General features: G+C 63.8%; 11 protein-coding genes. 10 read left to right on the top strand and 1 reads right to left on the bottom strand.

Translation table 11 applies throughout. The annotated features are described in order from the left end of the window. Positions 1-27 precede the first annotated feature (27 nt). From Pan44_RS14855 to Pan44_RS14835, 5 genes are all read left to right on the top strand, one after another. A complete protein-coding gene (locus Pan44_RS14855; RefSeq protein ID WP_145030805.1) occupies positions 28-1,059 on the top strand; it encodes a DUF1559 domain-containing protein in 1,032 nt (343 codons plus the stop codon). A gap of 84 nt (positions 1,060-1,143) precedes the next feature. Further along, the gene (locus tag Pan44_RS14850) at positions 1,144-1,617 is read left to right on the top strand and encodes a DTW domain-containing protein (protein ID WP_231754056.1); all 474 of its coding nucleotides are present in this window, start codon (positions 1,144-1,146) and stop codon (positions 1,615-1,617) included. A gap of 73 nt (positions 1,618-1,690) precedes the next feature. Continuing rightward, the gene (locus Pan44_RS14845; RefSeq protein WP_145030803.1) at positions 1,691-3,859 is read left to right on the top strand and encodes a terpene cyclase/mutase family protein; all 2,169 of its coding nucleotides are present in this window, start codon (positions 1,691-1,693) and stop codon (positions 3,857-3,859) included. Between the two features lie 268 nt (positions 3,860-4,127). After that, on the top strand, positions 4,128-5,159 hold the full coding sequence (locus tag Pan44_RS14840) for a beta/alpha barrel domain-containing protein (protein ID WP_145030802.1): 1,032 nt from the start codon (positions 4,128-4,130) through the stop codon (positions 5,157-5,159). 242 nt (positions 5,160-5,401) lie between these two features. Next, the gene (locus Pan44_RS14835) at positions 5,402-6,436 is read left to right on the top strand and encodes a TIM barrel protein (RefSeq protein ID WP_197453338.1); all 1,035 of its coding nucleotides are present in this window, start codon (positions 5,402-5,404) and stop codon (positions 6,434-6,436) included. A 170-nt stretch (positions 6,437-6,606) separates the two neighbouring features. Here Pan44_RS14835 and Pan44_RS14830 read toward each other — a convergent pair whose 3' ends face one another. Beyond that, the gene (locus Pan44_RS14830; RefSeq protein ID WP_145030801.1) at positions 6,607-6,984 is read right to left on the bottom strand and encodes a hypothetical protein; all 378 of its coding nucleotides are present in this window, start codon (positions 6,982-6,984) and stop codon (positions 6,607-6,609) included. Between the two features lie 195 nt (positions 6,985-7,179). Here Pan44_RS14830 and Pan44_RS14825 point away from each other — a divergent pair, with 195 nt between their 5' ends. The 5 genes from Pan44_RS14825 to Pan44_RS14805 all read left to right on the top strand — a co-directional run bounded on the left by Pan44_RS14825 (position 7,180) and on the right by Pan44_RS14805 (position 12,329). Next, entirely contained in the window at positions 7,180-7,641 is a 462-nt protein-coding gene (locus tag Pan44_RS14825) for a hypothetical protein (protein ID WP_145030800.1), read from the top strand. Between the two features lie 83 nt (positions 7,642-7,724). Further along, positions 7,725-8,300: an LOG family protein gene (locus tag Pan44_RS14820; protein ID WP_145030799.1), complete on the top strand. Its 576-nt coding sequence runs from the start codon at positions 7,725-7,727 to the stop codon at positions 8,298-8,300. After that, entirely contained in the window at positions 8,297-9,979 is a 1,683-nt protein-coding gene (locus tag Pan44_RS14815; protein ID WP_145030798.1) for a hypothetical protein, read from the top strand. The genes Pan44_RS14820 and Pan44_RS14815 overlap by 4 nt, the downstream gene beginning before the upstream one ends. A 143-nt stretch (positions 9,980-10,122) precedes the next feature. Next, a complete protein-coding gene (gene cobA, locus Pan44_RS14810) occupies positions 10,123-11,643 on the top strand; it encodes a uroporphyrinogen-III C-methyltransferase (protein ID WP_145030797.1) in 1,521 nt (506 codons plus the stop codon). Positions 11,644-11,735: 92 nt separating this feature from the next. After that, positions 11,736-12,329 carry a hypothetical protein gene (locus tag Pan44_RS14805; RefSeq protein ID WP_145030796.1) on the top strand — a complete coding sequence of 198 codons (594 nt, stop codon included), beginning with the start codon at positions 11,736-11,738 and terminating at the stop codon, positions 12,327-12,329. Positions 12,330-12,549: the final 220 nt, after the last annotated feature.

Below are 12,549 nucleotides of genomic sequence, written 5' to 3'. Positions count from 1 at the left end.
TCTCCCCAGGCAATGAAAGTCTGATCAATGAGCGAGCCGAACCTGCGTGCCGGAAGAACGACGAGCTTTCGGCGCGGCTTCACCCTGATCGAGCTGCTGGTCGTGATCGCGATCATCGCAGTTCTCGTCGCCCTGCTCCTGCCCGCCGTGCAGCAGGCGCGCGAGGCGGCCCGGAAGACCCAGTGCAAGAACCACCTCAAACAGCAGGGGCTCGCGCTCCACAACTATCACGACGCCTTCACCGCGTTTCCGCCGGGCGTCGTCTCGCGACTGGCCGACCCCAACTGGACTCTTCCGGCCGGAAACTGCACTGCGGCCCCTGACGATCTCGGCCCCGGCTGGAGCTTCTTCACCCGCATGCTCCCCTTCCTCGAACAGGGGACCTTCGCCAACACGATCGATATGAACCTCCCCTTGACCGCTCCGGTCAACGCGAAGGCGCGGAACACGAATGTGACGGTGTTTCGCTGCCCCACCGATCCGGGTCCAACGGCCATCTCGATCTACGACTGCGGCAATCCCCCGTCCGTCACCGCGACGCCCACGGTGATGACAGATGCGTCCTCGACCAGCTTCGTCGGCGTCCTGGGTGGAGCGAAGACCGGCGGCGATCCGCTGTACGGCTGCTACGAACACCAGCCCTTCAACGGCATGTTTCACCGCAACGTGGCCGTCCGCATGCGGGACATCACGGATGGAACGTCCTCCACCATCGGTATCGCGGAACGTCACAGCGGCTTCGTCCGCAGCGCCTGGTCCGGCATCGTGGCCGGACAGGAGGTGCTGTTCAACTTCGATATGCGGCCGATGCAGTACAACCCGTCCCTCGCGCCCTGCCAGAACTGGCGGCCGACGATTACCGCCGTCGTCGCCCACAGCCGGCAGTCCGCCTTCAACGACCCGACGGGCAGCCCCGGCGGCTTCGTCACGCCCCATATCGGAAGCGGGAACTTCCTGCTGATGGACGGTTCCGTGCGGGCCCTCAACGCCAATATCGACAAACAGGTGATGTGGGCCCTCTGCACCCGAAATAACGGCGAAGTGATCGGCGACTTTTAGGGCGCCTTTAAGGTTCGTCTCGCTGGAAACTTTTGTTGCTCGGCAGGAGCGGCGGCCCGCGAGCGGGCCGGCTAAATTGGGGGAATGTTCCCCACCACGATCATCGTCGTCCATCCGAAAGAGCGTCGCAGCAAGTGCAGCGTGCAGCCGCTGCGTGGGCAGGAGGGGTTCGTGTTCTGGAAACATCCGAAACGCGGGCCTCAGCCGCTGGAGGGATATGTCCGACTCGGATTGGGAGGCCCGCAGTTGACGGCCGACGATGCCGATCGGGGCCTGCTGATCCTCGACGGGACGTGGCGCTACGCGGCGACCATGGAAAGGGACTACGCAGATGTCCCGGTGCGGAGCCTGGGGGGATGGGTTACGGCGTACCCCAGAACATCGAAACTGTTTGAAGATCCGGCGGCTGGACTGGCCACGATTGAAGCCCTCGCGGCCGCGTATGTGCAGATGGGACGGCCGATCGAGAGACTGCTCGACAGCTACGCCTGGCGGGACCGATTTCTTGCGGAAAACGCTGCGATCATCGAGGGGTTTCCCGCCCGGGCGGTGAAATGACCTTGCCGCGCGGTTTCCGACCGTCCTACGATCGCACCTCGTTGGCAGGATTCCACTTACGGAAGGACCTGAAATGAATTCAGGCACAAACCGGCTGGGACGCCGGGACACTTCGGCGATGGCAGCACAACACCCCGTTTCCCTCCCCCAGGACGCCGCTGCCTTTGAGGTGGAGGCTGCGGTGAGGTCTGCCCGTGAGTGGCTGCTCGAACACCAGCATCTCGAGGGTTACTGGATCGGCGAACTCGAGGGAGACACGATCCTCGAGTCGGAATACATCCTGCTCCTGACGTACCTCGGCCGCGGGCAGTCCGAGCACTCGAAAGCGTGCGCGAATTCGATCCGCAGCCAGCAGCTGCCGACCGGAGGATGGGCCATGTTCCCCGGCGGGCTGCTGGAGATCAGCGCGTCGGTGAAGGCCTACTGGGCGCTCAAGATCGTTGGCGACGATCCGAACGCCGAGCACATGGTCCGTGCGCGCGATGCGATCCGCGCCGCCGGCGGCGCCGAGAAGGTCAACAGCTTCACACGCTACTACTTCGCGCTCCTCGGGATCATCTCGTACCGGCAATGCCCTGCAGTGCCGCCCGAGCTGATGCTCCTGCCCACATGGATGCCGCTGAACATCTACGAGATGTCGTCGTGGTCGCGGACGATCGTCGTGCCGCTGAGCCTCCTGTGGGCGTTCCAGCCGAGCATCACGCTTCCACCTGAGCAGCACTTCCGCGAGCTGTTCCTGAAATCCCCCGAAGAGCTGCCGGTCGTCATGGCGAAGAGCGAACAGCTCGACGAAATGACAAAAAGAACGCTCATCGACTGGGCCGCCATCTTCCGCGGAGTCGACCGCGGCTGGAAAGGACTCGAAAAGCTCAGGCTGATGCCGCTCCGCAAGCGCTGCATCCGGCTCGCGGCCGACTGGATGAAAGAGCGCTTCGCCGACAGCGACGGTCTCGGCGCGATCTTCCCTCCCATCGTGTGGAGCGTCGTCGCCCTGAAGTGCCTGGGCTATTCCGAGGACAGCCCGGAAGTGAAGACCGCTCTGCACGAACTCGAAAAGCTGACGATCCGCGAAGGGGACATGGCTTGGCTGGAGCCCTGCCGGTCTCCCGTGTGGGATACCGCGATCAGCGTGATCGCCCTCCGCGAAGCGGGCGTGCCGGCCGATTCGCCACAGATTCGCCAGGCCATCGCGTGGCTGCTGTCGAAGGAGATCCGTCAGCCGGGCGACTGGTCGGTCCGGAACAAGGAGGTCGAGCCTTCCGGTTGGGCTTTCGAATTCAACAACCGGTTCTATCCGGATATCGACGACACCATCATGGTCCTGATGGCGCTGGCGAAATGCCTGCCGGAAGGAGAACAGGTGTCGTGGAACCTCGCCCTGTCGTCGCCGGCGACCGTCCGCAGCACGGAGCAGCACTCGGTCGACGGGGTGATCATGGCGGGCAAAACCGCCGATCCCCGCCACATCCTCGCCAACCTCGATACGTCCCAGCCGATCCTCGACGCGATGCGCCGTGGCATCAACTGGATCCTCTCGATGCAGAGCAAGAACGGCGGCTGGGGAGCCTTCGACGCCGACAACACGCGGGAACTGCTCACGCGTGTGCCGTTCGCCGATCACAACGCCATGATCGACCCGCCGACCGCCGATATCACCGCGCGGACCCTCGAAATGTTCGGCCGCTGCGGCGGAAGCCTGTCGCTCGAGCCTCTGGCCGAAGCGCTGGAATTCGTCTGGAAGACGCAGGAAAAGGACGGCGCCTGGTACGGCCGCTGGGGAGTGAATTACCTGTACGGAACGTGGCAGGTGCTGGTTGGCCTCGAGGCAATCGGCGTCCCGCATACGGATCCGCGGATGCAGCATGGCGTCCAATGGTTGAAGAAAACGCAGCAATCGGACGGCGGTTGGGGCGAAACGGCCCGCAGCTACGACGATCCCTCGCTCCGCGGACAGGGACCGACGACGGCTTCACAGACGGCGTGGGCCCTGATGGGCCTCCTGGCTGCCGGGGAAGCCGGTTCGCTCACCGTCCAGCGCGGAATCCGTTATCTGACCGAGACGCTGCGGCCGGACGGCACATGGGACGAAGACGAATTTACCGGGACCGGCTTCCCGCGTGTCTTCTACCTGAAATATCACCTCTATCGGCATTACTTCCCGCTGATGGCGCTGGGGCGATATGCCCGGATGTGCCACGGAGCGGCGTTGACGACGACCGAAGACGATCTGGCCGCAGCCTGAGCCGCGGACGCAGCGCTTCCTTGACCTCGAACGTCACCGCACTGGCGGGCGGCCGGCGTCGGCCCGATGGTCCGGTGGGGCGGCCATCCGTGTTGGTCCTGCGGCGGCGTGTCCCGCCGATTCCCGTCGCGATTTCTCCCATTGGAAACCACTCTCGCCTGGAGATCCGGGGCCGCTTCGTTTTCACGGCGATGCAGATGGCTATGATCCGCCGCTTTCCCACCCCACCCTTTCGGCCCGCACGGCCGGACGTTTTGCAGACCGCACCGTGAAATCCAAGTCCCTCGACCGCAAGCTTGCCGCCATCCATGCCGATCCTCACGGCTCGCGCGAATTCCTCATCGCCGACGCGAAGGACGCCGACATGGCGTTCGGCCTCCGGGCGACCGGGCAGCTCTACGACGGCGGTGGCAAGCCGACGCGCTCTCGAACTCTGGCCGAGTATCGCGACGAAATGCGCGCCATCGTGAAGCAGGGGCTCGTCGACATCATGTTGATGTCGAACAGCACCAGCGAGCAGCTCACGCTGAAAGAACGGATCTTCGATCACTCCACCGTCACTCCCGCCATCCGGGCCAACGACACCACCGACATCTGGCTGATGCGGGGGAGCGCCCTCGGCGACAAGGCGAGCCGGCCCTTCCGGTCGGCCACCATCAACCACGCCCGGACCGGCCGCATCGACGATGAACACTGCGACCGTATCAGCGGCGCCAATCTGGGGCTCTACTCCATCACGTTCGCCAACGACCGCGATCGCGACTGGGAAGCACTCACCGCCTACGCTGCCTTCCGCGAAGAAGCCGAACGCAAACGGTTCCGCCATTTCCTCGAAGTGTTCCATCCGAACGTCCCCGGAGCCGTTCCGGCTGAAGAGGTCGTGCACTTCGTCTCGGATGCCATCGTCCGCACTCTCGCCGGGGTGACTTCCGCCGGCCGCCCCGCGTTCCTCAAGATCCCCTACCCCGGACCGCGGGCTCTCGAAGACCTCGTCGCCTACGACCCGCATCTCGTCGTCGGCGTCCTCGGCGGATCGGCCGGCACCACGCGCGACGCGTTCCAGCTCATTCACGATGCCAGGAAGCACGGCGCCCGCGTCGCGCTCTTCGGCCGGAAGATCAACGAGGCCGAAAGCCAGCTGCTGTTCATCCAGCACCTGCGCGACATCGTCGACAACAACCTCGCCCCGGCTGAAGCGGTCCGCAGCTACCACGCCGCCCTCAAAACCCAATCTATCTCCTCCCGCCGCTCGCTCGAAGACGACTCGCGAATCACGGCGACGTCGCTGTCATATTCATAGGCAGGCAAGATTCACAGCAGAGCCGCGGAGGGCGCAGAGACGGCGTCAATCAATGCCCTCTGCTTTCCTCCGTGCGTCTCAGTGAACTCCGTGGTTCACCGGCTTCGTCGTTGGATCTCCTCTCCGCGTCCTCCGCGTCCTCTGCGTCTCCGCGGTGAATCCGTTTCGCTTGACGATCAGCATCGCCCCGTGTGTCATGCTCGTTCGAACTTTCACGACCTCGAACGAACAGGTTTCCGCCGATGAGCGCCGCCGCCCGGAAGACGTTCCCCAAACTGCATAACGCCATGTGGCCCGGCCTCGTCGGCAAGGGCTCACCCGGAGCGGAACCGTTCCTCTCGCTCGACAAGATGCTCGAGCTCACGGTCAATGCGAACGTCGACGGCCAGAAGTTCGACGGCATCGACCTGTTCCTCTTCGATCCGCACATTCCGATCGACCTGTCCGACGACGACGTCAAACGGCTCGCCGACAAGGTGGCCGCCAAGGGCCTCGCCATCGGTTCGCTCGTCGCCCCCGTCTGGCCGGGCACCGTCGGCGACAGCGCGATGGGCTCTCCCGAACAGAGGGCGAAGTTCGTGCTGGCCGTGAAGAAGGCCTGCCGCATCGCGAACCTGCTCAAGGCGCACGGCGTCCGGAAGTACGGCGTCATCCGCATCGACGCGGCCGACGGCCCGACACACTGGTACGACGACCCCAAAGCCTCCACGAAGAAGATCGCTTCCACCTTCCGTGAAGCTGGCATCGTCGCCGCCGCGAACGGTGAACGCCTCGCGGCCGAGGGAGAGATCTGCTGGGCCGGCATGCACTCCTGGAAGAACATGGTCGAACTGCTCGAGCAGACCGACATGCCCGGCACCGTCGGTTTCCAGGCCGACCTCGCCCACACGTACCTGTACCTGATGGGTTACAACGCCCCCGAGCACGCGCTGCTGAAAGAGGGTTACTCAACGGCCGAGTTCGATGCGGCCTACAAGACGATGACGGATGCGCTCCGTCCCTGGACCATCGACTTCCACGTCGCCCAGAACGACGGCACCGTCCACGGCAGCGGCTCGCACGACAAAACCGGCCGTCACTGCCCGGCCGACGATCCGAACGGAAAACTCGACATCACGAAGTGCTCGGGCTACTGGCTGCAGGGCGCCGCCGACCGCGGCATCCAGCACATCTGCTGGGACGGCTGCATGTTCCCGAACGCCACGCTCGAAAAACCGGAGACGTGGAACACGATTCTGAAGGCAATGATCAAGGTGCGGGAAGCTCACGGTTGGTGAGTGTGATCGTTGGCTTCGTCAAGCAGGCGAGCGGGGGGGCATCAGCCCCCCTGTGTTGTTGGGTCTGCCCGGCGTCGCCGTCCGAGAAGGACGCAGAGACGCAGTTCAGCGTATGAGTGGAGTGTGCGTTTCCAGTGGCAAAGCCACTGGAAACGCACACTTTGTATCAGTCAACGACGCTGTCGAACCTGCGCTTCACGGATGCGTTGTCGTGTCTCTTCCGAGACATTCACGACGACACGTTCGATGCCAAATTCATCCGCAAATTTGCCCTGCCAGGAGTTTTCAAGAAACTTCAATGCGACTGAGTCACAGACCAGGAAGACTTTGCGGCAGGGAACGCAAAGCAGTTTTTCGACAAGCAACAGCTTGCAGAAGTCACGCATGACCTTATGGGGCTGAGCCCCTCTTGCTGGTCCCTGATGCGCCCATGCCTCGACGCAGATCGGCGTTGGACTTTTCACGTAGCCGTCGAGATCAACGCGTCGGCCGATCGCGGGCCGGCCATCAAACCGGATATTCCATTGCTGTGCGAGCGCAGCAAGCATTTCGGCCTCCGCCGTTCGTTGTACAGAACTGTCACTTGCGTGCTGGCTGAATGGATCAGACATGAGCGGTCGAGGTTCAACTGAAAAATGAAGCGCCGGGCAACATCTCGATGAAAGGATATTGTTCTTCGAACGCCTCAGCGTCCTCCGTGGCAATGCGATCCTCAGCGCGATGTAAACAGGCGAATGGCGGCAATGGCTCGCAGACAGCAGAAATCGAAATCACTTCCGACCGAGTCCGACATTAATGTCTTCGATTCGCTTGATGAGCGGTCCGCCGTGGACCGGTTTCTCGGCAAGTGGCGTGATGAAATCGAAGCTCGCTGCAGCGAGGGATTCGCAATGCGAGTGATCCATGACCTCAGGTGGATGGGATATCCAGCCTTCGCGTACTACGTGGAGGCGGTCGTCAACTACCTGAAAAGCGATGCCTCCGCGGAGGACTCGGATGCCGTCAACTGCTTCATCGGCTTGATCGAGCTTCGCGTTGCCGAGAATCCTTCGCCCGGTCCCCCCTGGCCGTCGATTTTACGAGGCGTCGATCACGTTCTGAACTTCTATAGCAACTATGAGGTCATCGAGGACATCTACGGCGATTTGCGGTCTCGTTATCGAGCAGTCCGCGGGCGAATTCAGGAATTGGCAGGCCAGACCTGATCCAGAGTTCCTCGGATGTACACTCTCCGTGCGTCTCTGCGTCCTCCGTGCCTCCGTGGTGCACCCTTTTTCCGGCAAGATCTGTGACCTCCCTCTGCGTCTTTTGCGGCTCCCGACACGGCAAGAATCCCGCCTTTACCGCGGCGGCCAACGCCCTCGGACAGGAAATCACCCGCCGCAACTGGCGGCTGGTCTACGGCGGCGGCAATGTGGGCCTGATGGGGGTCGTCGCTGATGCCGTCCTCGAAGCGGGCGGACAGGTAATTGGCGTCATTCCCGATCATCTGATGGCGAAGGAACTGGGTCACGGCGGCTGCACCGAGCTGCGCGTCGTACAGTCGATGCACGAGCGCAAGGCCCTCATGGCCGCGGAATCGTCAATGTTTCTGGCAATTCCGGGTGGACTGGGCACGCTCGAGGAACTTGCCGAAATCTGGACGTGGCAACAATTAGCCCTGCACAACAAGCCGATCGGTCTGTTGAATAGCGAAAACTTTTACGACCCGCTGCTCGAGTTCCTGGACAACGCCGTGACGGAAGAATTCATCAGGCCGGTTCATCGCCGGAAACTGATCGTCGGCGAGAGCATCCCGGAACTGCTGGACCGTCTCGCCGGTGAGTGCGTCGTGGATCAGCCGATTCCGTTGGAGAAGACGTGACCGACGCCACGACACTTGTGCTCCGCCGCCGTTGGCAGGCCCCACGGACGGATGGAGGGCTTCTCGATTCGCCACGTCTCGCGGATGCGGGCGAGGTGGCCGCGCACAACCGCGACCGGCTCCTGGCGTCCTCCGTCGTCATCGACGGCCAGCCGCTCCCGGAGCTGCGCGCGCGAGCCCGGTCGGAATCCCTCCTCGCCGGCCGTCGATTCCTCTCGGAACTGAGCGGCGGCCAGTTTGCCTCCACGTCTCCCTGTTGTTGTCACGCCGATTTCGACCGCCGGGTCCGCGACTCGCTGTGGTTCGTCGCCGGGCACCAGCCGACGCTCACGCATGCGGGCGTGTGGGTCAAGAACATCGCCGCCGCCCTGATCGCCGAGAAGCATTCCGGAATCGGCGCCAACCTGATCGTCGATCAGGACGTTATTTCCTCGCGGGCCGTGGCCGTCCCGGTCGGCCCCGTCGCATCCCCCCGGACCTCAACCGTCGCCTTCGATGAACCGGCCGGCGCCCGGCCCGGTGAAGAGGCCCGCATTTCCGATCTCGACCAGTTCCGCCAGTTTGGCGACTCCGTGACGGATATCGTCCAGCGGGAGTGGGGCTTCACGCCGCTGCTCAACGAAGTCTGGCCGGCCGCGGTGACGGAGGCACGCAATTCAGGCAGACTGACCCGCGCGCTCTCCGCCGCGCGGATCGCTCTCGAGCGCCGCCACGGCCTGTCCAATGCTGAAGTCGAGCTCTCCGCCGTCTCCAGCACCTCCGCATTCCTCCACTTCTTCCGGCACCTGGCGATCCGCGGAGCCGAGTTCCGCGAATCGTACAATGCCCGGCTGGCCGAGTATCGACAGGTCAACCGCGTTCGCAGCACGGCCCACCCGGTTCCCGATCTCGCCGTGGATGGCGACGCCCATGAACTCCCCTTCTGGCTTTACTTCGAGGGCGACCTGCACCGCCGGCGGCTTTTCGTCCGGCGCTCCGGCGATTCGATTGAACTGAGCGACGGCGAGAAGACGCTCGGAGCGTTCTCTGCCGCAGAATCGGCGGAAGGAAGCGAATCGCGTATCGCCGAACTGCGCGAACTGCTCTGCTGCGGCGTGCGGCTCAGGCCGCGGGCGCTGGCGACGACGCTCTTCTCGCGTCTGCTCCTGGCGGACCTGTTCATCCATGGCATCGGCGGCGCGAAATACGATGAGATGACCGACGCCCTCGGCGCTGAGTTCTTCGGGCTGGAGATGCCCGCCTACATGACGCTCACCGGAAGCCGCTGGCTGCCGCTGGGAGGCGGCTTTCCGAACGCCCGGGAGCACTGGCGCAGCGCGCAGCGCGCCGTCCGCGACGCCCGTTACAACGCGGAGAAGTTCTCCGAAGCCCGCCATGGGGAACTGGCCCGCGAAAAGCAGCGGCTGGTTGCCGAACTGAAAGAACTCAAGGCATCACGCTCCGGCGGACGGACGGGCCGGTCGGCCCGCCGCGGCGTCGCGCGCACGCTGCGGGCCGTCGAACAGCAACTGGCCGCCCTCGTCGAGCACCGCTTGCCCTCCCTGCTGGACGACCAGCGCCGCGCCGCGGCGAAGGTCGAGGCCAACCGCGTTCTTCAGAGCCGCGAGTTCGCGGCCGTACTGCATCCGATGGATTCTTATGCCGACTGGATGTCGCAGATCCGGTCCGCAATCGATTGACGCGGATCATCGGAAACATCCGTCCGCGCGATGCACGCGACCGGCTGATTGCGACCGCATGAGCACACCAATAGTCTGCACGGCGTGAGCGATTGCTCAGGTCCACTTTCAGGTCCGCGCGCGGCAGGCGGTCGCACTCCGAAATGAACAGCGTCGGCAAGGTTTATCTGGTGGGAGCAGGACCTGGAGATCCGGGACTGATCACCTTGCGCGGCGTCGAATGCCTGAATGCCGCCGACCTCGTGCTGTATGACGGCCTCGTGAACCCGCTCCTGCTGCGTCACACGCGCGGCGCCACGGAACGCACCGCCCGCACCCGCCGCGGCGGCCTTCACGTCCCGCAAAATGCCGTCAACGAACGCATGATCTCCGCGGCCCGCGAAGGGCTGACCGTCGTCCGCCTCAAAGGGGGCGACCCCTTTATCTTCGGTCGCGGGGGAGAGGAAGCGGCAGCGCTCACGGCCGAGGGAATTCCCTTCGAGGTCGTTCCCGGAATCACGGCAGCGACCGCCGCAGCCGTCTGCACCGGCATTTCGCTGACGCATCGCGACTTCGCCTCGGCCGTCACATTCATCACCGGGCATGAAGAGCATTCCCGTTCCGAATCGAAACTCGACTACGCCGCCCTCGCGAGGATTTCAGGCACGCTCGTGTTCTACATGGGCCTCGATCGTGTCGACCTGATCGCAAAGCAACTCATCGCCTCCGGAAAACCTGCCGCAACGCGAGCGGCCGTCGTCTGCCAGGCGACCCTCCCAGGACAGCGGTTTGTCACCGGACCGCTCGACGCCATTGCCGCTCTGGTTCGCGAGGCCGGACTGCATGCCCCTTCGCTGATCATCGTCGGCGACGTCGTGGGAGCGCGACAGCCGGCCGACTGGTTCACCGACAAGCCGTTGCGGGGGACGTCCATCGGAATCGCCCGGGCTGAGGACCAATTGACTCCCGTCATCTCGAAGGTGAATTCGCTTGGGGGCGAGCCGGTCCTCATGCCGCTCATCGACATCGCGCCTCCCGGGTCGTGGGAACAGGTCGATGCGGCGATCTCGCGACTGGCCGAGTATGACTGGATCCTCTTCACGAGCGTCAACGGCGTGCGAGGGCTGATGTCCCGCCTGTGGCAGCAGGGAGGCGATTCCCGCTGGCTCGGACGCCTCAGGATCGCAGTCATCGGTCCCGCCACACGCGATGCCCTGACCGAGTTCGGATTGCGGGCCGACCTGATGCCCGATGGTTACCGCGCGGAGTGTCTTGCGGAATCGCTCGCGGGAAGGGTGCATGGAAACCGCCTGCTCTGGGCGCGGGCCAATCGGGGCCGGGATGTCCTTCCACGGGAACTGGCGGCCGCCGGTGCGGTTCTCGACCAGGTCGTCGTCTATCGCAACCAGGATGTCGACCGACTTCCGCCCGATGTGGAAGTCCGGCTGCAGGAAGGACGGCTCGACTGGATTGCCCTCAGCAGTCCCTCCATCGCCCGTGGAGTGGCGCGGGTGACGGCCGGTTTGCGTCAATCCGGCTCCCTTCCCCGGTTTGCCGCCATCAGCCCGGTGACGGCGGAAGCAGCCGCAGAGGCCGGCCTGCAGGTCGAGGTGATCGCCGAAGACTACACTTGGGACGGCCTGCTGGCGGTCATCGCCGGGTCACCGAAGGGTCGGACGGATTGATCCCGCAGGAACGCTCGAGTCGCTACCGGCAGCCAGCGCGGCCGAGATAGGATGTTCGCGACCGGGATTTGTGTTCGCAGTGGAGGAATGCCATGACGCGTTTTCTGACGGTGGCGTTGCTGGTCGGCTGTGCGTTGTCGTCGGTGGCGGCTGACGACAAGAATCGGATCGTGCTCGACGAGAAAGAGCAGGCGTTCGCCGATCTGATGCAGGACGCCGTGCTGGTCGGAAACTTCACCGTGAACCGGAGCCGCCCCGCGGACGAATCGGGCGGCCCCCGGGGGAAGCAGACACCGGAACGCTACGGCATCAAGTCGATCCAGAAGGTCTCTGACGACCAGTGGCTGGTGAACTCACAGATCAAGTACGGCAAGCTCGACGTCACCGTCCCGGTCCCTGTCCAGGTTCATTTTGCAAACGACACCCCGGTCCTGTCGGTCACTGACCTGACGATTCCACTCGTGGGCAGCGAGTTCACGGCCCGGGTGATGTTCTACGATGACCAGTACGCGGGGACCTGGCGTCACGGAAAGGTTGGCGGGTTGATGTACGGCAAGGTCGAAAAGGCCGCGCCGGCGCCCGCTCCCGTTGCTCCTCCGACAGCCGGGGAGACAACGACGAAGTCGAATGAACCATCGTCGGGGTCCACATCGGGTGAGCGTCCGTCCCAACCGGCGAAACCCTGATCGTGCGTTTCGACGATTTGCAAATTTTTATCCGGCAGTTTTCCCGATTCTGGGCTAAGAGCAACTCTCCGCAGATTGACACCTCCCGGATTGGTTCGTAGCGTAAGGTATTCTTATCTCGTTGTCGTGGTTTTGCTTAGGCACAGTATTTCAAGTCATTGTTGAGTTCTCCCCAGGTTTTTCTTCATTCCCGTCGTCAGTGCTTTCAATGACGTCCATC

The sequence above is a fragment of the Caulifigura coniformis genome (assembly GCF_007745175.1).
In the GTDB taxonomy this organism is placed as follows: domain Bacteria; phylum Planctomycetota; class Planctomycetia; order Planctomycetales; family Planctomycetaceae; genus Caulifigura; species Caulifigura coniformis.
The sequence above is the reverse complement of the archived record's forward strand: the minus strand, read 5'-3'. Positions and strand labels throughout refer to the sequence as shown.